The sequence below is a fragment of the Sphingobacterium sp. JUb20 genome (assembly GCF_004342035.1).
In the GTDB taxonomy this organism is placed as follows: Bacteria; Bacteroidota; Bacteroidia; order Sphingobacteriales; family Sphingobacteriaceae; genus Sphingobacterium; species Sphingobacterium anhuiense.
The window spans coordinates 119,449-143,811 of record NZ_SLYV01000015.1 but is presented as its reverse complement, the minus strand read 5'-3'; the positions used below and the strand labels follow the sequence as shown (position 1 = coordinate 143,811).

The 24,363-nt window shown below is 39.3% G+C and carries 20 protein-coding genes; 13 read left to right on the top strand and 7 right to left on the bottom strand.

Going from position 1 to position 24,363, the window contains the following annotated elements; all coding sequences use genetic code 11:
- The 6 genes from EDF66_RS26155 to EDF66_RS22250 form a co-directional block, all read left to right on the top strand.
- A partial coding sequence (locus EDF66_RS26155; protein ID WP_165902498.1) for a hypothetical protein occupies positions 1–242 on the top strand: 242 nt, incomplete at its 5' end.
- A 490-nt stretch (positions 243–732) separates the two neighbouring features.
- The gene (locus tag EDF66_RS22270) at positions 733–4,623 is read left to right on the top strand and encodes a DUF5977 domain-containing protein (RefSeq protein WP_132845174.1); all 3,891 of its coding nucleotides are present in this window, start codon (positions 733–735) and stop codon (positions 4,621–4,623) included.
- Positions 4,624–4,637: 14 nt separating this feature from the next.
- Positions 4,638–8,009: an RHS repeat domain-containing protein gene (locus EDF66_RS22265; protein ID WP_132845173.1), complete on the top strand. Its 3,372-nt coding sequence runs from the start codon at positions 4,638–4,640 to the stop codon at positions 8,007–8,009.
- On the top strand, positions 8,006–8,419 hold the full coding sequence (locus EDF66_RS22260; RefSeq protein WP_132845172.1) for a hypothetical protein: 414 nt from the start codon (positions 8,006–8,008) through the stop codon (positions 8,417–8,419). The genes EDF66_RS22265 and EDF66_RS22260 overlap by 4 nt, the downstream gene beginning before the upstream one ends.
- A gap of 148 nt (positions 8,420–8,567) precedes the next feature.
- The gene (locus EDF66_RS22255; protein ID WP_132845170.1) at positions 8,568–9,446 is read left to right on the top strand and encodes an RHS repeat-associated core domain-containing protein; all 879 of its coding nucleotides are present in this window, start codon (positions 8,568–8,570) and stop codon (positions 9,444–9,446) included.
- Positions 9,443–9,877: a hypothetical protein gene (locus tag EDF66_RS22250; RefSeq protein ID WP_132845169.1), complete on the top strand. Its 435-nt coding sequence runs from the start codon at positions 9,443–9,445 to the stop codon at positions 9,875–9,877. The genes EDF66_RS22255 and EDF66_RS22250 overlap by 4 nt, the downstream gene beginning before the upstream one ends.
- Before the next feature lie 785 nt (positions 9,878–10,662).
- On the opposite strand, the gene EDF66_RS26370 is transcribed toward EDF66_RS22250, so the two are convergent.
- From EDF66_RS26370 to EDF66_RS22235, 4 genes are all read right to left on the bottom strand, one after another.
- Entirely contained in the window at positions 10,663–11,013 is a 351-nt protein-coding gene (locus tag EDF66_RS26370) for a hypothetical protein (RefSeq protein ID WP_243656116.1), read from the bottom strand.
- A gap of 211 nt (positions 11,014–11,224) precedes the next feature.
- Positions 11,225–11,353 carry a hypothetical protein gene (locus tag EDF66_RS26485; RefSeq protein WP_259194750.1) on the bottom strand — a complete coding sequence of 43 codons (129 nt, stop codon included), beginning with the start codon at positions 11,351–11,353 and terminating at the stop codon, positions 11,225–11,227.
- Positions 11,354–11,608: 255 nt separating this feature from the next.
- Complete coding sequence (locus EDF66_RS22240) at positions 11,609–12,007, bottom strand: helix-turn-helix domain-containing protein (protein ID WP_132845167.1); 399 nt, start codon at positions 12,005–12,007, stop codon at positions 11,609–11,611.
- A gap of 38 nt (positions 12,008–12,045) precedes the next feature.
- Positions 12,046–12,462: a helix-turn-helix domain-containing protein gene (locus EDF66_RS22235; protein WP_132845166.1), complete on the bottom strand. Its 417-nt coding sequence runs from the start codon at positions 12,460–12,462 to the stop codon at positions 12,046–12,048.
- Positions 12,463–13,139: 677 nt separating this feature from the next.
- On the opposite strand from EDF66_RS22235, the gene EDF66_RS22230 reads away from it, so the two are divergent.
- From EDF66_RS22230 to EDF66_RS22220, 3 genes are all read left to right on the top strand, one after another.
- Positions 13,140–13,895, top strand: a complete 756-nt coding sequence (locus EDF66_RS22230) for a TlpA family protein disulfide reductase (protein ID WP_132845164.1) — start codon at positions 13,140–13,142, stop codon at positions 13,893–13,895.
- Positions 13,892–17,095: a SusC/RagA family TonB-linked outer membrane protein gene (locus tag EDF66_RS22225; protein WP_132845163.1), complete on the top strand. Its 3,204-nt coding sequence runs from the start codon at positions 13,892–13,894 to the stop codon at positions 17,093–17,095. Before EDF66_RS22230 ends, EDF66_RS22225 begins: the two co-directional genes overlap by 4 nt.
- 65 nt (positions 17,096–17,160) lie before the next feature.
- Positions 17,161–18,486 carry a RagB/SusD family nutrient uptake outer membrane protein gene (locus EDF66_RS22220; RefSeq protein ID WP_207898733.1) on the top strand — a complete coding sequence of 442 codons (1,326 nt, stop codon included), beginning with the start codon at positions 17,161–17,163 and terminating at the stop codon, positions 18,484–18,486.
- 119 nt (positions 18,487–18,605) lie between these two features.
- Here the strand turns inward: EDF66_RS22220 and EDF66_RS22215 are convergent, their stop codons facing one another.
- The 3 genes from EDF66_RS22215 to EDF66_RS22205 form a co-directional block, all read right to left on the bottom strand.
- A complete protein-coding gene (locus EDF66_RS22215) occupies positions 18,606–18,962 on the bottom strand; it encodes a hypothetical protein (RefSeq protein WP_132845159.1) in 357 nt (118 codons plus the stop codon).
- Between the two features lie 147 nt (positions 18,963–19,109).
- Positions 19,110–20,069, bottom strand: a complete 960-nt coding sequence (locus tag EDF66_RS22210; RefSeq protein WP_132845158.1) for a hypothetical protein — start codon at positions 20,067–20,069, stop codon at positions 19,110–19,112.
- A gap of 27 nt (positions 20,070–20,096) precedes the next feature.
- Entirely contained in the window at positions 20,097–21,083 is a 987-nt protein-coding gene (locus EDF66_RS22205; protein WP_132845156.1) for a helix-turn-helix domain-containing protein, read from the bottom strand.
- 319 nt (positions 21,084–21,402) lie between these two features.
- On the opposite strand from EDF66_RS22205, the gene EDF66_RS26150 reads away from it, so the two are divergent.
- The 4 genes from EDF66_RS26150 (at position 21,403) to EDF66_RS22190 (ending at position 24,334) form a co-directional block, all read left to right on the top strand.
- Positions 21,403–21,543 (top strand): hypothetical protein, encoded by a 141-nt coding sequence (locus tag EDF66_RS26150; RefSeq protein ID WP_165902496.1) that lies wholly within the window; start codon positions 21,403–21,405, stop codon positions 21,541–21,543.
- An 87-nt stretch (positions 21,544–21,630) separates the two neighbouring features.
- A complete protein-coding gene (locus EDF66_RS22200) occupies positions 21,631–22,521 on the top strand; it encodes a hypothetical protein (RefSeq protein WP_132845154.1) in 891 nt (296 codons plus the stop codon).
- Positions 22,522–22,563: 42 nt separating this feature from the next.
- Positions 22,564–23,610 carry a hypothetical protein gene (locus EDF66_RS22195; RefSeq protein ID WP_132845153.1) on the top strand — a complete coding sequence of 349 codons (1,047 nt, stop codon included), beginning with the start codon at positions 22,564–22,566 and terminating at the stop codon, positions 23,608–23,610.
- Positions 23,591–24,334 carry a LytR/AlgR family response regulator transcription factor gene (locus EDF66_RS22190; RefSeq protein ID WP_132845151.1) on the top strand — a complete coding sequence of 248 codons (744 nt, stop codon included), beginning with the start codon at positions 23,591–23,593 and terminating at the stop codon, positions 24,332–24,334. Before EDF66_RS22195 ends, EDF66_RS22190 begins: the two co-directional genes overlap by 20 nt.
- Positions 24,335–24,363: the final 29 nt, after the last annotated feature.

Sequence of the window (24,363 nt, the reverse complement as noted above, 5' to 3'; positions counted from 1 at the left end):
CAGAGCTTCTAAAAGATAAGGGACCTATATACATATTTAATAATTATGGCACAGCATATAATATGTTTGATGCAGGAAACTGGTTATGGGGTTATTCTCAACAGACGCTGGGGACCTCATCTGGCCAAGCTATTAAATGGGGAACTATGTATAATTATCAAGATAGTAAGGCTGATAAAAGGGCTATCACAGAAGGGTGGTCTTATGGAGCCGGTTTTAGGAAAGTTGTTCACGGAAGATAAATCATAATGAAAAAGTATGTACGTTGGTTAGTATATGTTCTAGCTGTTTTTTCGATTATTATAATAACGTTTGTTCTTTATCATATGATAGACGCAAGAAGAACCGAGCGTCAGAAAAAGATTTATGAAGAACGATTAGACTATTTTAAAAAAGTGAAGCCCGATCATTGATCGGGCTTTTGTTGTTTGTTATTGTGCACTTGTAATTGCAACTTAAAAGTGGAGATTTTTTATGCCGCTAATTTCTGTTTGAGTGATAAAACGATTCCATTTGATTTGAATGCGAATTTTTTTTCTTTGATAATTTAGATATATTTAGTATTTTCAATTAATTATATTAATCAATTTTTTATATATGTAAACCGATATTGACCTAGCAGGATATTGTTAAAGGATCTTTTATGTAATTTCATGGATTACTTTCAAGTTCAGCAATAGTCGGAAGGCAAGTGATGGAGTAATATAGTATTTTAATAACCAATTATAATTTATGAAAAGTGACAGAAATAGTTTTGCTCTGGAACTTCGGTTTCTTTTGATTCTATGTCCAGTTTTTTTCTTTTGCGACAGATCATTGGGACAGGATGCCACATTGACAAGTGCGGTCCTTCGGGGCCATGTTTCCGATGTCCAGGTGATTCCACCTTCGGTGGAAGCGGCCTCGCTGGCAAGATATGGCAACCAGAATATATCTAAATTTACCGGCCAGCCCAATATTTCTGTCCCGATTTATCAGATCAGGGGAACTGCTATTTCACATGACATCTCTTTAACTGCCAATGTTTCGGGCTTTAAACCTGCAGAGCGGGCCGGATGGACAGGTCAGGGCTGGACTCTGAATATGGGATGCGTAATCACAAGGAGCGTTCAGGGTGCACCGGATCTACCCAGCAACTATTATAATGCACAGGCCGCAAATTATGCTCCGCCCAATGCACAAAAATTATTTGACTATCAAAATTATCTTGACCAGATCGACAATGGTACCATAGAACGGCAGCCTGATCTTTATTACTTTAATATCGGTGGTTATTCTGGGAAATTTAAGATTGCGCATGATGGGACTGTCAATCAGAAAGAATCAAGTCTATTGAAGATTATTCCGAGCAATGTCTCACAAGATACTTTTTCGTTTAGGATAATTGACCCGGAAGGTACGGTATATTATTTTACGGAACGGGAACAGACGCGTATGACAGCGACCGATTTTGGTGATGAAGCTAACCTGAACAGTTATAACTTTACCTCTGCATGGTATGTAAGCAAAGTTGTTAATTCTTACACAAAAGAATCACTGATCTTCGACTATCATACGATGACCGTAGAGGAGGAACTGGCACGGGGGAATAATAGTATCTTTTCGATAACGGTGCCGGTAACTGACCTGCGGGTCAGCCAGTGCTATCCCAGTAATAGTAGTTTTTCTAATGTCATTATCGAGCCGTTTACCTATATCAAGAAAAAGTTTTTGAAATCAGTTGTTCTCAGTAGAGAAGGAAACTTGTTAAAACGAGTGGATCTAAATTCGCAGACAGGGGTACGCAAAGATAGTCCCATTTTGGAAGAGCGTCAGCTTAAAAGCATTCAGGTGTCCAATTACTTGAATGGAACAATAATTCCTCTGCGGACGTTTACTTTTTACCACGGCTACTTCTCCAATCTTTCTAATATCGGTCATGAGCGATACAGGTTGCGGCTCGATTCGTTGACCGAGTCTGTCGGAAACGAACGACTTCCTCCTTACATCTTCAGCTACCACGATGCCTGGAATCTTCCACCCATCAATACAAAGGGTATCGACCATTGGGGATATTTCAATGCTCGAAGTAACAGTACGTTGGTCCCGAACCTGACATTACAGGGTGAATATGGTGCTGAAATGGTTTATGGCGGTGGTGCTGACAGGTCTCCCGATCTCGCCGCCAGCCGTTCCACAGTGCTGCGCAGCATACAATATCCTGGAGGAGGACGGACCGAATATGAATATGAGTTGAATGAGGCTTTTTTTCAGAACCAACGCGTCAATGTCGGTGGTATCCGTCTGAGCGGTATTGCCGATTTCTCTTCATCCAATGTGGTTGCCGGAAAAAGGCGTTTCCAATATCTCAGTGAAGACGGAAATTCGAGTGGTTTTATCGGCCGGATGCCGCAGTATGTGCGTACGACAACGCGATTGGTGCATGGCCTGAACATTAACCCACCAGGTTCGACAGATCTTTGCGCACTGAAAGACAAGATCTTTATGACCCATACACTCTATTCTTCCTCGATATATGAACTGGGGAGTTTTGAAGGCTCACAGGTCGGCTATGAGCGGGTCATTGAAGAAACCATTTCTCCCTCAGAAGGCCGAGTTATAGGAAAAACAGTATCGCTCTATAACAGAGGGTGGATCGGTGAAGAAGAGGATAGGTCTGCCGGAAAACTGCTGAATCATAAGACCTATAATATCAGTGGCAAGCTGGTGCGGGAACAGAAATTTCAATATGGAGTGGCCGTACTGGCGACACTTTATGGCTATTATTCAGATGCCCGACAGTCGCAGAGCAGTTATCAGTATCATTGCAAGAAGTCTGATTTTGAATACATTAACTATTCGATAGATAACGGCGCTCCCGCTGGCTGTTTGGAAAGTAGGCGTATTCCTACGGTCAAAGCTGCTATGACAAAAGCATTTTCGACACAGGAAATAAGATTAGTGAAGGAAGATAACATTGAATACACTGACAGTAGTATCCTTACGGAAGAAAAGAGTTACACCTATCAAGGATTTCTCCGCCTGCTGCCCTCCGCATTGACTCTTAAGCGATCCAACGGAGAACTGTTGGTCAACAGGAAAAAATACATTGCAGATTTTGACTCTGGAAGCGGGATCAGGCCGAGCTGGGTTCGGAATATGTACAATGCCAATAAGCTTAGTGCTGAAGTGGAGAGCGTGTTGTTGAGTAAAGCCAATGAGAGTGCCGCTGAGCAGGTTATTGGGGCAAATTTTTACGAATACGCAAATAATGCACCTGCACTTGCGCGGGTTTTCCAGCTGGAAAAACTTCCTACAGGTATGTCATTTGTCTTATCAGGCATTGATGCATCAGGAAATATCACTCGTGATTCCCGTTATGCTCTGGAGAAAGAAGCAGGTTATCAGTCAAATGGTAGGATCCGGGATATCGTAGCAAAGGACAGCTCGACAGTTTCTTATTTATGGGACAGCCAGTTCAACGAACCGATCGCGATCAACCAGCAAGGTGATTATAGGAATCTGGCAAATGCCAATTTTGAGACCGGAGAGACTGGAGGGTGGCAGGTCGACCAGATCACCTATTCGAGCGGAGCGTTTACAGGTAAGCGTGCTGGCTTGCTCTCTGTGGGAAGCAGAATCTACAAGCTCCAACTTCGTCAAGTAGCTGTTCCGCTGGTACTGGAATTTTGGAAAAAAGGAGGAAGTGTTAAAGTTGTTGTAAACGGAAGTACTGAGGTCGTTCCACAATCGGTGACGGTGCTTCAGGGCTGGAGTTCCATGGTATATAGTCTCCCGACAGGAACAGTTTCGGTGGAAGTTACTGGGAGTGGTGTAACAGTGGATGATCTGCGGTTATACCAATCAGGTGGAACAATAGAAAGCTATGGTCATAGTGAAAAAGGCGTCGTTTCTAGATTGGATGCCAACAATTTCCCCGCAACTTATGAATATGATGTTTTCAATAGACTCAGTTCAGTAAAGGATATAAACCAATATGTCACCGAGGGATACCATTATCAGATCAACAGGCCAGCTGTAGTCGGTGTTACACCTGGTACACTATTCTTCAGCGTGCTGAAATCAGGATTTTTCACAAAGAATAACTGTCCTACCAATGGAAGTCTGCCTACCCAGCTTGAATACATTGTTTCTTATGGAAGCTATGTATCTGCTATTAGCCAGGCAGATGCCGACAATAAGGCACAGGCTGATGTGCAACAGAACGGACAGTCTTACGCTAATGCTAACGGGAAATGTCTGTTTTATAACGATCAACAGTCCAGAATGTTTTTTAAGAACGACTGTCCGCCAGATAAAGGAGTGGGAAAACGGATAAATTATGTAGTTCCTGCAGGTAAACATTCTTCCGAACTAAGCAAGGAAGATGCAAATGCCAAGGCCGACCAGGATATTGTCCAGAACGGACAGGCCTATGTCAATGCAAACGGTACCTGTTCATGCGATGGTCCTGATAAGAAAATGGTTGGTGGGATTTGCGAGACTGGTGTACGCGTCGAATACAGTTCAAGCTATCTGGGCAATAACCAGTGGGAATGTAAATACAGATACATGTTCAGTGATAGCAGTTATTCGGCCATCTATTCGGAGATCAATTCATCGGCTTGTCCACAAAGTAATTAATGGTGTAGCGTATTATGAAAAAGATTGTTTTATTCTTTATACTGACAACAGGGTGTCTATCTCTCTATGGCCAGGGATCTACAGACTGGTTTGATCTGTCCATGGTGGAGAAAACAAACCATATTGTAAAATATAATCCGACTGAACGGACAAGAAGCCAGGACTCTGCACTCAACCATGTAAAGAATCGCATTGGTATCAGTTATTTTGATGGACTAGGTAGAATTGTGCAGGAAATACAGTTCAAGGCGAGTCCGCTTTTTTCGGACCTCATCAAAGGAAGTGCGTACGACGGTTATGGGCGTGTGTTTAGGGGTGACCAGGTATATGCTAAATCTGGGAACAGTGGAAAATTCAGTCCCGCAGGATTTAATGAATTGAAGAGTTTTTATACCGAAACCCAGGCCACTATCAATGGGGTTAAAGCGATGGACTATCCTTTTGAACAGCGCGTATTTGACAATTCAGGGCGCTCTGAGCCTGTAGAGACAGGTTTCGCTGGTGCAGTTTGGCAACCGGGAACTAGCCATACGGTCAGGCGGTCATCTGGAAGCAACGGACAGGACGAAGTGCCCCGGTGGAAAATGGACAATCCTAACCAAGCCTCGCTACAGGGTTTTTATGCTACAGGCAAACTTTATAAAAGCATTGTTAAGGACGAGAACTGGACTCAAGTTAAAGGGAAAATGGGTACGGTGGAGGAATATAGGGACTTTGAGAACCTTGTTGTGTTGAGGCGGATCTGGGAGACTTCTACCAAGAAATTGGATACCCATTATGTTTATGATGAGTATGGCGATCTGAAATATGTGATCCCGCCTGGCTTTACGGCTACCACCGTTACGGAGAGCAGTTCAGATTTCAATGAACTGATCTATTGCTACCGTTATGACAGCAGGCATCGAATAATAGAAAAGAAAATCCCGGGAAAAGGCTGGGAATGGTTCGTTTACAATAAAAGTGACCGTTTGGTACTTAGCCAGGATGCTGTACAGCGGAGTCAGAACAAATGGAGCTATACAAAATATGATGCACTAGGGCGTGTTGCGCAGACCGGTATCTATGCAAAATCATTTTCATCGCAGGCTGCTGCACAGACTGACGTGAATACAGTTGTTAAGTATTGGGAGAGCCGTATCGGTACGGCCAGTTATACCAATCAGGCCTATCCTAAGACGGGGCAAGCAGTGATGACGATCAATTACTACGATGATTACAGTTTTAATGGAGCGTCTACTGCAGCACTTCAGCCATTGGGTATCAGCTGGAGCCAAAGAACAAAGGGGCTTCTGACTGGAACCGCCATTTGGAAAGATGACCGTACGGATTCGATGTTGACAGTCAACTATTATGATGATTATAGCCGGTTGATCCAGAGCGTGGGAAAAAATAACTTGAAGGGTACAGACCGACTGACCAATGAATATAATTTTTCTGGAGATCTGGTTAAAAATGTGCGTTTGCATACGCCAAGTAGTGGTGCTGCTACAACATTAACGACCACAAATGAATATGATCATGTAGGTCGGCTGGTACAGACTAAAAAGAAAGTGAACAGCCAGACTGAAATTCTCCAGAGCAAGCTTGCGTACAATGAGATCGGCCAGCTGAAAACTAAATCACTGCACAGTGAAAACGGTGGGAGTACCTTTATGACCAATATTTCTTATTCCTATAACGAACGGGGTTGGCAGACCAAGATGGGTTCTCCTCAATTTAGCTTTCAGCTGAACTACAATGTCAACGGAACTACGGTATTATCCAATGCACAGTACAATGGCAATATTGCGCAACAGCTCTGGGGGCATGCGTCTACAACAAACAGTACATTTACCTATGCCTACGATGAACTAAACCGATTGAAGAGTGGTGTGAGTACAGGAACAGTTATGAGCGAGTTATTGACCTATGACGATATGGGTAATATCAAGACATTGACACGTGATAATGGGGCTTCAATTACCTATGTTTATAACAATGCAAATAAGAGCAATAGGCTTTCTAGCCTTTCAGGTGGATTAACTGGGACATTTACATATGATCTGAACGGTAATGCGACCAAGGACCGCACAGGTATGTCGTTTACATATAATCATTTAAACCTGCCAAAGACAGTAACAGGTGGCAGCAGGACTATCGTATATAGTTATGATGCGATAGGAAACAAACTTAATCGTAAGTCTACAGTAGGTACAATAATCACAGAACAGGATTATATAGGAGGAATAGAATATAGTAAGACTGGTACTGCAGCTCCCGTGATCGAACGCATTGCTACGGAAGATGGATTTCTGCTGAACAGTTCGGGCACGTATAGCTATCATTACAACCTGACCGATCATTTGGGTAATGTGCGTTCCGTGATCAAGCGAGAAGGAAGTGCGACTGTTCCATCTGTTGTTCAGAAGCAGGACTACTATCCGTTCGGCAAAACCAAGTCTATTGCAACGAGTGTAAATAATAAGTATCTTTATAATGGCAAGGAGATGCAGAGTGACCTTAATCTGGGTACGCATGCCTTGGGAGGTTCTTATGTCTTGGAAGGACAGCTGGATTACGGAGCTAGATTCTACGATGCAGAGATAGGACGTTGGAACGTTGTGGATCCATTGGCTGAACAAGGACGACGATTGTCTCCATATTCTTATGCTTTTAATAATCCGATCAGGTTTATGGATCCGGATGGACAATACCCTATTGAAATACATGTAAGGAGTTTTGCACCTTTTGATTGGTTTGGTGGAAATTTATGGAAAGGTGATGGCTACAATAGACGTTTTTCGACAATATATGAAGGACACTCCTCAAGAATAAGGCAAATTACTTCGTATGAAACTACTACAATGACTTCAAATAGTACACCTTATGGTAGTTGGTCAGAATCTAGGTATGGTGCGAGAGCATTTTCAGATGCCCAAATTGAAGATGATTATTCTTATGGTAGCAGAATTTATACGCATTTATCGGGAAATGATGATGCTTTATTTCCTGGACTTGACGGAGGTCCGTCACATGATATTGATGTCTGGACTGATGTACATATTGGTGTTTCAGAAAATAAGGATGGTTCTTCTATTTTAAGTTTAACTGGTGATTTAGCAGGCGATGGTTTTCCAAGTTCAGAAGCTTTTGTTGTTGATGGTACAGGAAAGAACAAAGTATTCTTAGGAGTTGGAGCTGCAAAAGCAGGATCCGATAAAGGACCATTTTGGGCTTTATTAGGTGATAAAAGAGAAAAACAGTTTGATATTAATCTTCGGATAGCAGTAGATAAGAAAGGAAACTTTACCGGTGTTTATTCTATTGGCCAGAATGGAAAAGAAACAATCATTCCTATTGCTGATTGGAATAAACAATTTGAAAAACAAAACCCAAGAGGACAATGAATAAATTAAAGTTTTCACTCACAGCCTTTGTTATATTGGTTGTGAGTTCTTTTATGCCAGTTCTACAAGTGCTAATAATGTATTTGAATAGCATTATAGCTGAACCTATAGGAGTTTTATTAAGTAAGAATGACAGCATAGGAATGTATCTGGTGAATAGTTTGTTTTCTCTGACTATGCTTGTGCTTTTTTATTTTTCTAATACTACAGTTGCAAAAATATTTTCAACAATAGGTTTTTTGCTATTCTTTCTACCGTTATTTTTTTATTCAACAACAAATCTGTTTACCGATGAAACAGGGAGATCACGGTTAGAGAGGTTTTATTTTCTACAGTTTTTGATAGCAGGATTTGTAGCAGGTTTATTGCTTGTTGTAATAGAGCTTATAAAATCAAAAAAAACGAACTAATGAAGTGATCTCAAAAGTTTGGACAGGTAATACATGTGACTCATACAGATCCTTTCAATAACTTTATGTTAAAATAATGGTAGAATTGCTAGTTTTACCATATTCTAACTCTTACTATCCTTGAGTAGTTAACGTTCTTTAACAAAAGTTGTTAGGAGTTGCGACAGAATCGGGCAGACTACGGAAAAATCATGGTAACCAATATGATTACGGCGCGAGGTTCTATGATGCAGAGATCGGACGGTGGAATGTGTTGGATCCGATGGCGGAAAAGATGAGGAGGTATTCGCCATATAACTACGCTTTTGATAATCCTATAGTATATATAGACGCTGATGGTATGGCACCTGAAAAAATTATTTTAGGTATAAACGAGTTAGAAAATAGAAAATTGAATTCAAAAGAAATTGGAGGTATAATGCAAGGACTTCAATCAATGACTGATGATAAATTATCTTATAATTCAAAGACAGGAGAAGTTGAAATAGCCTCAAGGGATCGTGGTAGCAAGAATAAAGGAACGGATCTAATACGTAAATTGATTAGTAATAAAAATTCTGTAACACTAGATGTTGCGAGAAGTGAGACCAGAGGAGATGTTGCTGGAGCAAGTTCTGGAGCAACAAATCCAAATTTAAAATATAAAACTGAAAATGGAGATGGAACTAATGTCAGCGTTTCTTTGGGAAAGGGGCTTAAACATTATTTATCTAATAATGGACGTATAAGTGAAGAATCTGTTAATAATACTAATGAATTACTAAATCATGAGTTATTGCATTCTCTAAGGCAGATGAATGGAGAAGCTTTAGCTGGTGAACAGAATAATCAATCAATTGTATATACAGATGATAAAGGTGTTTCTCGTATGGAAAAGGTTAATCCAGAAGAAGCAGCGGTATTTAGAGGTGGAGTACAGTCAAAAATTTACCCAGGCTATAGATATCCTTCTGAAAATACCTTAAGATTGGAGCAGGGATTGAAACCTAAAGTAAATTATTTGAAATATTATCAAATTAGGCGATGAAATATCTATTATTATTATTATTATTATTATTTGTATTTAGTTGTTCACCTAATGCAGATAAAAAGGAGTGTCGGATAGTGTACAGAATCGGCTACAATTTTATTAAATTGTCCCTTAATGAGGATGGTAATACGACCGCTATTATTGGTGAATCAAATGATTTGGAGAATGATCGATTTAGAGTAGATACTATTATAGACAGCGCTAGATTTTTCTTGAAGACAAGTGGTGATTTTTTTAAAAAGCTACAATCAATAAATGTTAAAAAAGTAGAAGAAGGGAAAGGTTATAGTAGAATGCAGATATTTTTAAATGATTCACTTTATTATGATACGCGGACATATAGTCCTGAATTTTGGAAATTGTATTCGATTATTTCTGATGATATCCCAAATGAATATAATCCTTTTAAAACTAAGAGATTTGAGTAATTGATCAAGTAAAATAACAGAGCCCAATCTTTCATCGGATTGGGCTTTTTTGTTTATTGTGCATAAGCTTTTCTTGCCTTATAATCTTTGATGAGCGCATCGAGTACAAGGAAAACCTGTTTTTTATCATCTTTCGGCATTACGGATATCTCCATGATCCTATCGAGTGTTACCAAATCCAGTTCGGTGTCGATTTTTCCCGAAAGTTAATCCAATGATTCATCAAGCACATTGGCCAGCTTGGATGCCACCTCTACGGAAGGCGTCACCTCGTCACTTTCTTGCCCAGATCGCCCCGTGAGAGCTGTAGTTGCTACCTTTGAGTGGAGACGGATTGTAATCCCCCGCTCTACCGCATGTTATGTGAGTTGTATTCGAAAAGTTACAAAGAATAGCAAAAGCTATCTTGACTAAGGTCAGTCGCATCTCGCAGTTCAATAATATTAGGTGACAAAATTTTTATTGTTAGGTCAGATTTTGTGATTCTTTAATTTAGTATAATATAAAATTATAACATAGCCTTTTCAGGCAAAAAATCTTTTGGGGACATTCCAAAATGATCAGCAAGTAGATTAATATGGTCAATATTATATTTCGCTCTATTGGATGGATTCTCAACATTTGTAATAAAGACTCTGTTGACAGCAATAATTGTTGCTATATCTGCTTGATTAAGTTTTTTTCTTTTCTAAGTTTAAACACATAATCAATGATATATTGTTCAATAGTGCTAATATTGAGACTGATCACATCTCGTTGTTCGATAATATTGAATATCAAAATTTCTATTTAAGTTTTTTCAATATAGCTTTGTTATCTAGCAATGATCTCATTTGTGTCATCGCAACTTTATTCAGTTGTGTAAGTCTATCATTTTGAGGCAAGCCTTGTTGAATTAATAGGGCATTTATACTTTCCATATTGCTTAGTACAACCAGTTGTTCTATTATTGCAAAATCGCTAATATTTCCTTTCTTGTCAGGATTTATATCTCTCCATTCTTTGGCTGTCAGCCCAAATAGTGCAACATTTAGTAGATCGGCTTCACTGGCATAAACGAAATTAGATTGTTGTTTGGTAATTTCTGGTGGAATAAGATTTTCTTTGATTGCGTCAGTATGAATTTGATAATTCACTTTAGATAGTGTTCTTTGTAAATCCCAACTCAGCTTCAAGCGATCGTTTTCATCATCTTTTAAACGCTGAAATTCTTTGATTATATAGATTTTAAATTCGATAGAAATCCAAGAGACAAATTCTAGGGCAATGTCTTTATGTGCAAAGGTTCCTCCGTATCTTCCAGCTTTGGATATTATACCAATAGCATCAGTATTTTCTATCCAGCGTTTAGGGAGTCATGACAAAGCTATTGAGGCCAGCTTGCTTTTTAAACCCATCGAATTCGACGGGTTTAAAATTAGGATTATAAATAGTTTCCCAAAAACCTAAAAGTTCAATGGTATTTCGATTTCTCATCCAATTTTGATTAAGTCATCAGTAAGCTCAGAATTTTGTATCTAGCAATATCAGTTAGAGATATGTAATCATTTTGATGTTCTTGAAAAAGGAAAATATCAACTCCTTGAACATTAATCTTTTTATTCTTAGTCATACTGTTAGATTCAATAAGTTCTTTTTCGTCATCTTGGGATAGACAAATAAATAACTGGCTATTATTTTTATTAGAATACGAGTAACAAATAGGGGAGTTACTCGCATCTAAAAAGCAAATTACTTTTGCTCAATTATTTCGAATATTTTTTTATTCATATCTGTCACACTATTAATAAGTTTTAAAATAGCATCATTTTGCTTTTCATTCACCCCTATAAAAGTATGAAATGTAGAAGCATTAAGGATCGTAGAGTTTTCAATATCACTAAAATTATGACTTGAAGTATGAGACAAAAAATGTAAGGGGTCCTTATTAAAAAGTTTTGCTCCTTTCTTAATCAATTCAATAGTAAATTTGCCATTTCCATTTTCTAGATTTTCGTATTCTTCCTTTTTAAGATTTAATCCTTCAGCAATTTCTTCTGTAGTCAAATCGGAATTTTGCCTATTCAGATAAAATTCGAAACCTATTTTTTTGTGATCTAGTTCTATAGATTGTAGATTTTTCTCTTCCATTTTTATTAAGGTGCTTATAAATTATCTTTTGACGTTTATTAAATATCTTTATTATCCAATTTTTCTAATAACGTCATCATACGGTCGTTTAATTTAATGACATTATCAATTAGTAACAATATTGATTCATTTTGTTTCTCACTATTTCCGTGAAAATTATGAAAATTAGAAGCATTTAATATTGTTGAATTTGTAATTTGGGAATAAAATGCATCAGGTGGTGAAGATAGTAAAAGGAGCGGATCTATCTTCAAAATATCAGCTACTTTCTTGATAAAGTCAACAGTGATTTTTGTTTCACCTCTTTCATATTTTGTATATGCAGCTTCTTTAATATCAAGCTGCTCGGCAACATCAAAAGCCTTAAGTCCAGCAATCTTCCGCTGAATATATATCTTGTGTCCTATTTTTTTATTATCCAGTTCTAAATAAGGATGCTTTTCTTCATTTGCCATATTTCACAAATCTAATCATTCTATATTATTGAAGTTTAATTGGCAAGTAGTTTTTAACTACTTATTGCAGTGGTAAATATACTAAAAAAAATAGTATTTCAAGTTCTTTTTCTGTAATTTTGTTTACAAATTAATAGTTTAAAATTGATTTAAAATCATAGTAGCAAAAGTTTACTTGATTTAGTAACTTTGCAGAACTTCAAATAGAAAGAAATGAAGCTTCTGCTTCGAGTCTTGTTCTGGAAACTAGCACTTTTAAAGAACACAAGATGAGAGGTAAGAACTCCCATACTATAGGTATGGGGTTCCCTTCTTATGTGTGTTCAGGGCGTGCTAGCCCTCCAGAACCATAGGTTGGGGCCCCATACTTTTAGAAATATACCCACCTATAGACTCGTTTAACCATTGGAATCGAGTTATGAGTAGAAAACAAAAAAATAAAAACATCAAATCCCCGGCCGATTAATCGGCTCATGTAGCCATTATGGCGATTTTCTAATAGAATGCGTATCGATGACCGATATGAAACCTGTATGATAACTTTATAACGCATTCTAAAGCAGTTAACCATTTTTTTATTTGTGACCTAAGTTAGGCTTAGGATCATGTGGATGCGTTTGTAAGTATCTGCATTTTAATCTTTTGTCAATAGGTCACAGCCCTTAAAACCTTTAAAAATGAGCAATTTTTACAAGGGTGGGAGAGAACTTGCCTATTTTAAAGGGCTGTCCCACTATGCTGTACAGCAAAAAACTACAGCAATCCGACAACATTTACAGATAGCTTTGCAAGACTCTATACTTGCTATTGCCATCTTGTTTATTAACCCCATCACTTTACTCCGTAAGCTATGTAAGAGCAAAGCAATCCTTTTACTCGGGATCGCTTTGTTACATATGTTTAGTTTATCAGCTCAGACGCCCCGCAAGGACAGCGGGGCTGATGGGGTGTCTCCAAAGGATTTGAAAATGGGTGATTTTGTACCCGAGGACTTTTGGAGTGTGCAACATTTGTTTTACCAAAACGGGGATACCATAAGAAGAGATATGAGCGCATATAAAGGCAAACATATCATTCTCGACTTTTGGAGCTTGGACTGCGGTGCCTGTATATTGACATTTCCAAAAATGGAAAGCCTTCAGCAGGAGTTTTTTGATTCGATCGTCATCATACCGGTGAACAGCCAGAAAAAAAGGCATAATTATGAGCGGTTTCAACAGTTTTTCAAGTATGGTAACCGTGCTATGCCTCAGCCTATGAAGTTGCCGAATATCATTTACGACTCGTACTTTGCCCAGCTTTTTCCGATCGACATACTGCCGCATTATGTCTGGATAAAACCGAGTGGTATGGTAAAAGCCATTTTATCTGCTGATTTTATCAATCGAACACAAATAGAAACGATCATACAGATGGAAGGGGGCGAATTATGAAACAGATAACATTATTATGGATACTGGCTTTGATAACTTCTCTTGCCTCCGCACAACAAAAAATCAATATTATTGTGCTGGATAGCCTGACCCAAAAACCTATTGCCCATGTTAATATCAAAAATGGACTGCATGAAACTGTTGGACAGACGGGTGAAAATGGATCTGTATTGATCCCTGTAGAAATGGCGAGAGGCAATTTACAGTGCTCACGCGTGGGATATGAGCCCTCAATTATTGCTGCACTTTCCATTGACGGTCGGGAACAGATCATCATCAGATTGTTGCCTAAAAGTATTGAAATGGAAGAGGTACAGGTCAATACAGGTTACCATTTCTTACCCAAGGAAAGGAGTACCGGAGCATATTCAATAGTGACAGAGAAACAACTGCAGGAGCGGATAGCTCCCAATATTCTGGATAGACTGGAAGGAATAGCACCGGGACTACAGTTTGATAAAAGATCCGGTAACAGTGTTATGAATATTCGTGGTATAAACAGTTTTGGATCTGGAGGAATCGCTCCGCTGATTATCGTTGACAATTTTCCATATACCGGTGAAATCAGCAATATCAACCCTAATGATGTTGAATCGGTCAATTTGCTCAAAGATGCGGCCGCTACGTCAATATGGGGCGCACGGGCAGGAAATGGTGTACTGGTGATTAATATGAAAAAACCAAAGGCTCGTAATGAACTGAGTTTTACAGCCAATACTTCTTTCACCGCCAAACCAGATCTGAGGTATCTGCAGGAAATGTCGAGCACAGATTTTATTGCAGCCGAACGATTATTATATGATAAAGGTTTTTATAAACCATCTCTCACAGGTACAAATGCACGGCTTTTTGTGATGTCCCCAGTTGTCACTTTATTGAATCAAGTAGATCAAAAGTTGATTACGGTAGCCGAGGCGGAAGAGAAAATACGGTCTTTTGAAGGACTGGATTATCGTGATGATTATGAAAAGTACTTCTACAGGACAGGAGTCAATCAGCAGTATAATCTGAGTACAGGTGCCAATATGGGCGCCCTGGGATATCGGGTCTCAGCGAGCTATGATAGCAATAAAGGAAATATGGTAGGTGAAAAATCAGAGCGGTTGACACTGACCTCATCTGTCAAATATGAACCGAACCGAATGTTTCGTTTTGAGTTAAATTCTTCTTACAATAACAATGGCCGTATGGCAAGTCTAGGTGTCCCCAATTACCCTCTTAATGTTGGGGGAGGAAAAGCATCGCTCTATCCTTATGCACAGCTTGCCGATGCGCACGGAAACCCTTTAATAATACCTTACCAGTATAATGCGGCATTTGTGGATACTGTTGGTGGTGGGCGATTGTTGGACTGGCATTATGCTCCACTCACTGATATCAGTAAAAGCAGAAGTACGATGAACAACCGTTACCTCTCATTTTCACCTACTGTTCAGATCCGGCCCATGGATGGTGTTATGTTTGCACTGATGTACAATTATGAACATCAGGCCAACCGAATATTTGGAGAATATGATGTAGAGTCCTTTTACGTACGAAATATGGTTAACCGTTATACCCAGATCGTGGGCGGTATACCGAGATATAATCTGCCTAAGGGTGCCATAGCAAACGTAAGCAACAATATATTAGCAAGTCACAAATTTAGGATACAGGGAAATGTAGATAAAATAATAGCATTGGATCATCAGATCAATGCCTTGCTGGGAGCAGAAGTTACAAATAATATGACATCTGGGGAATCGCGCCGTCTATATGGGTATGATGGTATCAGGTTGACGCAGTCACCGATTGATTATCTGACCAGATTCCCTATCTATGGAGGTCTGGCCAGTGCCGCAACTATACCATTTACAGATGGGTTTTCAAAAGGTCTGAACCGATTCATCTCGGCTTATATGAATGTCGGCTACACTTATAAAAGTCGTTATGTCCTATCATTTTCTACCCGTCGGGATGCGTCTAATTATTTTGGGGTCAACACCAATAATAGATGGAAGCCGCTTTGGTCGGCAGGAGCAGCCTGGAATCTGCAGCAGGAAAAATGGCTTGAGAACAGTGATTTTGTAAATGCCCTAAAACTGAGAATGACCTACGGTCATAGTGGAAATTCGACTGGTCAGGTTTTTACAGATGTTATCTTGCAGTACGCTACTGCACCTGACACCTATTATGGAAAACAGTATGCACGGATCATTTCACCTCCCAATACAAACTTAAAATGGGAAGATGTCGCCCAGTTAAATGTCGGTGTAGATTTTGGCTTTTTTAGAAATCGATTATCCGGATCTGTCGATCTGTATAGAAAGCATACAACTGATCTGATTTCCACCGATCCGATAGATCCGACCGTAGGCTTCGCCTCTATTAATAGAAATGTGGCTTCGATCAAAGGACGGGGAATAGATCTGCAATTAAATGCACTGATTTTGAATAAGGGATTTAAATGGAACAGCAGTTTTTTTGTATCCTACACAAAAGATAAGGTCGAAAAATTCAAAGGTAATAAATACACAGGGTTAAATTATGCTTCTTCCGGAGGTAGATCGATATCACCTATTGTGGGGTATGTCATGTACCCGGTATTTTCCTACCGCTTTAAAGGTTTAGATCCTAAAAATGGTAACCCATTGGGCTTTACTGCCGACGGTCCTAGCGACAATTATTCCCAGTTGCTAAAAGATTCGGTAGAGCAGCTTGTCTATCATGGATCGGGGCTACCGCTGGGACATGGGGCGTGGACCAATTCATTTTCGTGGAAGGGAGTTGAGTTTTCCTGGACACTTTCATTCAAATTTTCATCTTATTTTATGAAGCCCACGATCCGCTATATGGATCTGATGAATAATTGGACAACTCATGCAGATTTTGCGAACCGATGGCAGCATATCGGAGATGAACTGACCACAACAGTACCCTCATTTAGCTATCCCGGAAATCAGAATAGAGATAATTTCTATTCATATTCGTCAGCAAATGTCGAAAAAGGAGAACTTTTGCGTATCCAAAATGTACGCTTGGGCTATACAGTACAAGACCAAAAAATGTTGGAAAGGTTACGTTTAAAAAGAGCAACACTATATGTTACAGCCAATAATCTAGGTTTATTGTGGTCGGCCACTAAATCGGGCTATGATCCAGATTTTACGTACTTACCAAATGCCAGAACAATTAACTGTGGTATTAATATTCTATTTTAAAAATAATGAAACGATATAAAATTTATATATTCAGATGCATAATAGCTATTGGAATAACAGTTTTCATGTTTAGCTGTAATAAGTTTCTTGAAGCTGTACCCGATACTTCCAAAGTAATTCCTGCAACGTTAGATGATCTTGAAGCTATGCTTTGGGATGGATATGGGCTCAATGGTGGGGCAAGTGGACTTATCGAAATGGGAACAGATGATTTTTATCTGAAACAATCCGTGTTTGATGGACTTGAGGTCTTCAGCCAGCAGGTGTACACGTGGGACAGAGTGCTTGATATTACCAATGCAAATATAAATCAACATTGGGGATCGACCTATAAGAAGGTGCTGACAGCTAATGTTGTACTGGATAAACTAAAGTCAATCCGCTCAGATGATCAAGCCAAAGCCAAAAGATTGGAAGGAGAAGCTTTATTTATTCGAAGTCTGGCATTTTTTCAATTTTCACAGATCTTTATGGATACCTTTGACCCCGCTACCGAAAATGAAGGTCCAGGTATTCCATTAAAACTAAGTTCAGATATCAATGAAAAGGTGTTTCGGTCTACAGTCGCCCAGACTTATCAAAGAATCATAGAAGATCTGAACACAGCAAAGGACCTTTTACCGACACAGGTTGAATATAAAACAAGGCCTGCTCTTCCGGCGGTAGAAGGGTTATTGGCTAAGGTATATCTGATCATGGGTAATTTTAAAATGGCTGAAGAATCTGCTGAAAAGTCGCTGGCGTACTATTCGTACCTGAGTGATTATAATAAGCTGAATTCCAGCTTGGCTCAACCTTTTAAAACGTTAAACGATGAAATCGTTTATTTTGCTTATACTGGATCGACCGATATGTTGATCTCTTATACAACCAATGTGGATAGTACCTTGATCAGTCTGTATGAAAAAGATGATTTACGGCGAAAATTATTCTTTGAATTTTCCACAGATGGCTCTGCAACTTTTAAAGGATGGTATTCAGGAATCAATAATTGCCCATTTTTGGGAATTAATACGTCAGAAAATTATTTGATCAAGGCGGAATGTTTAGTTAGAAGGGCAGCTTATCAGGAAGCTAAAAATGAGTTGAAAACATTATTGAAAAATAGGTACAGTCTAGGAAAAGTGGCTTTCATTGATGAAGTACGTAACGAACGTTTATTATCCCTTATTCTTGAGGAAAGGCGCAAGGAACTTCTTTTTCGTGGTAGCCGTTGGAGCGACCTGAGAAGGCTTAACCGAGAAGGAAAGTTTCAGACGACGCTTTGGCGGGAGGTGATTGTGAATGGAGAGAAAAAACGGATCAGTTTAGCACCAAATGATAAAAGATACATTTATCCTATACCACTCCAGGTGATTGAACTGACTGGAGTAGTTCAAAACGAACGATAAGTTAAAGATTCTTACAATTGAAAGCAATGGAAAAAGACCAGAAATATGAAAATTCTGGTCTTTTTGATTTTTGAGTGACCTTTTAAATTATTATAAAAGATCTGATTGTTTTCTTGTGTCTAGTATTCTCTGAAAGCGGTTACTGTTTCGTTTTCAGTTTTACTATTCGCAAGGGCAGCTTCGATTCTATGGGCTACAGTTTCGGTACCGGAAACAAGCTCATCCATTTTCGGATGCCCTGGGTTTAACGGATCCTCCGGAGCATCTATGGAACAGATGGTTTGCGGCACCCCACAAGATTTTGTAGGGTGAGGTGAATCTGCGTAGAGGTTGGGATTGGTTACATTGCTCGGACTGTCTGTCCCTTGAAAGTACCAAGTCTCATTTTCAAGCTTGATGGAAGGTATAACTTCCACAGGTGTTTTTTTTATCATCACTGCAGCTGCTGCAATCGTACCGACTGCAACTAGTGCCAAGATTAAAGTGAAGAGTGATGCCTTCACTGTAAAAAAATGTTTCATCATAACGTAAGTGTTTTGATCATAATGCTAAATTACTATCGAAAAGCACCTCACCGTTAGGCAGTTTTTGATGTGGAGTAAGGCAGTGTTTGATAACTTCATTTATGGCTCATAATCTGCGTGCCTATAGGGGTAGCCAAGGGGAAACTGGTCGTACACATGGAGATAGGCCAATACCAGAGGCGATATCTTTCTACGATTGTAGAGCGCAATGATGCTGGGTAAGTGCAGCGGATCTACAGCTGGATCGTCATAACCTTCCAATACCTGCTCGATATCTAATTGTATTTGCCAGAGCTGCTGCTCTTTTTCTAGATAATGAAGGTCTTGATAAAAGATCTGCTGATAGCTTTCCTGCAAGTCGGTGATTAAAAGCAATTCATAGTCCCAGAAGTTCAAATGAAATCCTTGTTTTTTTAAGATAGCAAATAGGTTTTCCAAACAGTAGAGTAGGTCCATGTCGTCCAATGGTGGACAGGGGCATATGGCAAGCATGAGATTTGCTTCCTCTTTTTCTATCTGTTTGTTTCGGTAGGCGATTTCGATAATAAGCTCTTCGAGCTGGATTTCATCGAAATAGTATGCAGAGCTATGGTGATCTCGGTGTAGTGTTGAGTCTGCTGTTATGTCAAGTAAGAGACCTGCTAGAATATAAAAAAGCTCCAGATGATCGTGATATAATGGAGGAAAAGTGATCAGGAAATAACTGTCAAAATCAATTTCCTCATTCCAGGGTATATCTTGTTCTGGAGTAAATGGACTAAAATAATGATGTGCTGGTGCTTCTTTATTACTATCCTGACAATCATTGTCATCACACCAGGGTATCTCTTGTTTTAGATCAGGAAGGTCGACAGTTTTGGACTCAGGATGAGAACTATTAATATCTTTATAATCATCATACAGCATTTTACGATAACTGATCATCTCTTGGTGATAAGGTGTCTGTTTCCAGCCTAGTGGTGCGATGGCTTGCATAACCTGAGGTACGCTATCGTATACTTCTTGTAAGATAGCTAGGACTATTGAGGAAGGTAATCTTTCGATTTTTCTTTGTTTCATAAGTAAATAATTATTTCATGAGCTAGTTTAGGGTTTTAGTTTTTGTTCAGCTTGCTGTTTAAATTGTGATGCGGTAAGACCGGTGTGCTGGCGAATAAATCTGTTCATCTCGTTGGGTCCGCTAAAGCCGGTCTGCTCTGCCGTGGCAATCAATTTGTCGTTTTCGACGATAACCTGCTCGATCAAGTTGAGCAGCAATTCATGCCGGTAGCTGTATAACGTCTGATGGTATTTCTTTTGATGTTCTCGGCTCAGGTACTCTGGGGCGGTTTGCAATATGAGCGAGATTTCTTGGAGATGCGTCTGCGCTCCTTGCTGCACGATCATGATATCGAGCAACTGTCGGGCCTGATCCACCAGATCCTGCGCTGCGCCATGGAGTAGTTTAAATCGGCTTAATTCGACCAGAAAGATTAAGTGTTTGAGTAGAATATACTCGTTGTTGAGGGTGTTGGGGTTCAGTCTGCTAAATAGAATCCGCAAATATTTGAGTGTGGTTATTCCTACCCGAAAGTCAACACTCTTGTCTGTATGACATGCGTGTTCTTTTTTTGCTCGTACCAGATGGCTGATGAAGTCAAAATGACGGATGGCCGGTGGCCTAAACATGCCTGCATCCAGAATAATGCCTACCAGAATGTGATGACCAACGGGAAGATGAAGATTGTACATACCCTTGGCTAAATAAAAATAAGCGCCTTTACCAGGCGTGAGCTCAAATGTAAAATCCACATCTGTCCTTTTGCCATAGATACTTTGCTCACTCAAGAGGGGGTAGATCAGGTGCAGGTCGTGCATGCTGATCTCAATGGGTATATCCATCGCTTCACAGATCCAGTACTCGTAGTAGTAAAGGTATGCAAAGCGGCCATCAAATACTTGTTCGCTTATCTGGTTGGAAGGGGACCACCAATGTTTTTCTTGCGCATTTCGTATGGGGTAACTAAGTTGCTTGCGAGGTGCTTCTACGGATTTAAAATCTTCATTTAATGTGAAGGTAGAGGGTCTTTTCATATTGGTTATCGCTTTGGTTAAAAGATGAGTTTAGGAAGTTTATTCACTGATAACCAAATAAAATTGTACATCGACCGATTTTGATTGTAACTCCGTACTTCCAGATTGCAACTCGCTCTTTTTCGTTGCAATTCGGTTTTAAGGACGATTATGGTGTTGCAACTCGGTTTTTCCCGTGAATGTACCTTTATTTGAGGGGCCTTGTTTTTCAATATCCATATTTGCTCCCATTGGATCCGATATGGAGTTATTAATTGTCTAAAATAGAGCCTGTACAACCCTATAGAAGACCTTATGTAAAACAATAAGATACTTTGAAATGAACGTATTGAAAGAACAGATTTTAATAAACGTAGCCCAGACGGCTGAAGGACAGGCAATATTAGAATGGAACGAGTTACTGCCTTTTATAACAGAAGAAGCTGCGAGCGGGGATCGGTGCCCCATCTTAACTTTCTAATCTAAGCAGCCACATTACCCCTGTGGAAGGAGAAGCACGGTTGTGCATGCTCCTTCCTATTTTATGATCTATTAAGAAGTTCACTACATGCCTATTGAAGATAACCAAAGCTGGGAATATGCGCTTTTCTCAGCTCATTTGTACCGGTACATACCAGCAATAAGTTGGGATAACCATGCCGATATTTATAAAAAATGGACGATCGTTCACCAACCCAAACCTATAGGAAGTACTTTACAGTGGGATCGATCTTTTTTACAGGAATTAGATTGGACTACGCCACAGATTATATGTTTGTACCATCTAGGGATGCATGCACAGATCCCGTTGGTACTGGCTGCTCATGGTCTCTGTTTCGATATTCTGATGGATAGAGCTGTGTTTGAGAAGCAGCGAACACAGTTACTGCAGTTGCAGGATGAGCTTCGTAATAATGGACTGGAATATGGTTTTTTAATGAGCGACGATCCGCAGGTTTTGCTGAAAGCGCGTAAGGCTATCAGAGAAGGAAGACATCTGCTTGTTTTTGCGGATGGCAACAGTGGGACTTCGGAGTCTTTGAATAAAAAGGTCAGAATTGATTTTTTGGCTGCAGATATTTATGTTCGCAAAGGTATAGCATTGCTCAGTTTTTTATTGCAAATACCTGTGATCCCGATAACTCATGTTTTTATAAATGATGATTACTATAGCGTGGTTGCAGGAAATCGGATTTGTGTGCAACCTTATGAAAATCGAGACTGCTACATCACTCGCTGTATGCAACAGGTATATGATTTTTTGGCTATTGAGATCAGTAGGTCTCCCTGGAATTGGGAGTGCTGGAGCTATTTGCACGAAATGAACTGTTACAGCATTGCGGTGCCTACGATCAAAGAAATTGGGGAGCAAAATACTGATGCAGGGATTATTCATATTCAATTGGCAGGTGAAAAAGGAGTTTTTTACAGGAAATATTTTTGTTACTCGCGGAGATAATTATTTTTTATAAGTAAATTTAAGTTTTTGACATTTTAATTTATGATGAAAACTACCGCCTTTACCCTGTATAGTCATCTGTTCATATTTGTATTAATGTTGACTGCTTTGTGGGTAGCTAATCTCTTATGGAGTGGTGAAGATATTCCATTTGTCCAGATCATCATTGCTGCTGGTTTATATTTTGGTTACAGCTATTTGATTTCGAACTTAATCTTACGGTTTTGGGGCGGAGCTCGTAAACAGAAGGTAATAAGTGTGATGTGCTATTTGATCCTTTTCATCACCGTGATACCTATTGTCCAGATATTGATCCATGATGTGTTACCCTTGTTCGGGATTATTTTTTTTGATGATTCTCTTCCCGAAAATATGCCTAAGTTTTATTTCAGGATTGTGAGCGGTTATTTAATCGCCAATCTCTTGGCCATGATTGTCGCGATAGGAAACCGGTATTTTACTGTTAAACAAGAAAAAAAGAAGCTTGATCAAGACCTCCGCGTTTATAGAGATCGGGTCGTGGGGCTTCAGTATACATCACATTTTTTGACCTCGATATTTTTGACAAAATTTGGCGAGATGCTACTCAATGATGTCCCAAAAGATAAGACTACAAAACGGGATATTGTTCAATTTTTGGCTTATTTGCTGGAAGTGGAAAGACCAGGTGATCGGAAAAGCTGGGCTGAAGAAATGGATCAGTTACATTGCTTTATCCGACTATTGAGCAGGCATTATGGAGAGAAATCTATTTTATATAGCGAAATGCTACATGATCGTATTTATCCTGCTATTCCTGCTGGAATATTATTTTTTCCTTTGGAAAACTGCCTCAAGCATGCTCATATTTCAACAGACCAGCCTATCGAATTTAGATTGGATGGTAATCATGATGAAATTTTACTTACCTGCCAGAATTATTGGTCGCCGAAAGATGAAAGACTTGAACCTGAAACGGGATTTGAAATGTTACGGTATAAACTTAGGCAGATGGATACGGAGGCAGCTATTGCTATCAAACGTACTGAAAATACCTTTCTTGTTCGTCTACAATTAAAACTACAACCTAATGAAAAAGCTAAGTTATAAGCTTCTGATTGTAGATGATAAACCGGAAACACTTGTCTACTTAAAAATGTTACTCGATGATATACCATTCATCAATAAAGATATTGAGGTCATCACCAATGCGGTAGATGCGATACAATATCTGAAAGAAAATGAAGTGGATATATTACTATTGGATATGGAACTTGGCTCAGGTGAAATCAGCGGAATAAGACTGTCCATGATGATCGCCAATCCGCCTGTGATGGCTGCTTGTTCTGCTCATCCTGAGTATGTATTTGAAGCCGAGGATACATCAATATGTGCTTATTTTAGTAAAAAGATTAGTTTTAATGCGCTTCAAGTGAAGATGGAAGAACTGGTTGAGCGCGTGGACCGAAAATTGGAAAATCAAAGTCGTGATATTAAGCATTTGCTGATGACCAATTTGGAAGGAAAAGTGATCGAACTGCCTTTGGCAGATATTTACTATGCGATTATTGATAATAACACATTGACTGTTTATCTGGAGTCGGAGCAGTATCAGTTTAATGAACACTTGAATAGTTTTCAATCCAGATTACCTGCCCATTCTTTTGCACGGCCACGCAACAATACGTTAGTTCACCTGGCCAAGGTAGATCTGGTACGCACGAATGAATTCTATCTGTGCAAACCTAGAAATATTGATCCGTTATCAATGACAGCAGATTTTAAAGGTAACTTTAAACATCAATTTGAGATTTATAAACAAAATAATAAGTAAAATGGGGTAGGGCTGCCCGCATTTCATGG

Coding starts and splice junctions, on each gene's coding strand:
- EDF66_RS22270 (WP_132845174.1), top strand. CDS start 733: ATGAAAAGTGACAGAAATAGTTTTGCTCTGGAACTTCGGTTTCTTTTG.
- EDF66_RS22265 (WP_132845173.1), top strand. CDS start 4,638: ATGAAAAAGATTGTTTTATTCTTTATACTGACAACAGGGTGTCTATCT.
- EDF66_RS22260 (WP_132845172.1), top strand. CDS start 8,006: ATGAATAAATTAAAGTTTTCACTCACAGCCTTTGTTATATTGGTTGTG.
- EDF66_RS22250 (WP_132845169.1), top strand. CDS start 9,443: ATGAAATATCTATTATTATTATTATTATTATTATTTGTATTTAGTTGT.
- EDF66_RS26485 (WP_259194750.1), bottom strand. CDS start 11,353: ATGAGAAATCGAAATACCATTGAACTTTTAGGTTTTTGGGAAACTATT.
- EDF66_RS22240 (WP_132845167.1), bottom strand. CDS start 12,007: ATGGAAGAGAAAAATCTACAATCTATAGAACTAGATCACAAAAAAATA.
- EDF66_RS22235 (WP_132845166.1), bottom strand. CDS start 12,462: ATGGCAAATGAAGAAAAGCATCCTTATTTAGAACTGGATAATAAAAAA.
- EDF66_RS22230 (WP_132845164.1), top strand. CDS start 13,140: ATGAGCAATTTTTACAAGGGTGGGAGAGAACTTGCCTATTTTAAAGGG.
- EDF66_RS22225 (WP_132845163.1), top strand. CDS start 13,892: ATGAAACAGATAACATTATTATGGATACTGGCTTTGATAACTTCTCTT.
- EDF66_RS22220 (WP_207898733.1), top strand. CDS start 17,161: ATGTTTAGCTGTAATAAGTTTCTTGAAGCTGTACCCGATACTTCCAAA.
- EDF66_RS22210 (WP_132845158.1), bottom strand. CDS start 20,069: ATGAAACAAAGAAAAATCGAAAGATTACCTTCCTCAATAGTCCTAGCT.
- EDF66_RS22205 (WP_132845156.1), bottom strand. CDS start 21,083: ATGAAAAGACCCTCTACCTTCACATTAAATGAAGATTTTAAATCCGTA.
- EDF66_RS26150 (WP_165902496.1), top strand. CDS start 21,403: ATGAACGTATTGAAAGAACAGATTTTAATAAACGTAGCCCAGACGGCT.
- EDF66_RS22200 (WP_132845154.1), top strand. CDS start 21,631: ATGCCTATTGAAGATAACCAAAGCTGGGAATATGCGCTTTTCTCAGCT.
- EDF66_RS22195 (WP_132845153.1), top strand. CDS start 22,564: ATGATGAAAACTACCGCCTTTACCCTGTATAGTCATCTGTTCATATTT.
- EDF66_RS22190 (WP_132845151.1), top strand. CDS start 23,591: ATGAAAAAGCTAAGTTATAAGCTTCTGATTGTAGATGATAAACCGGAA.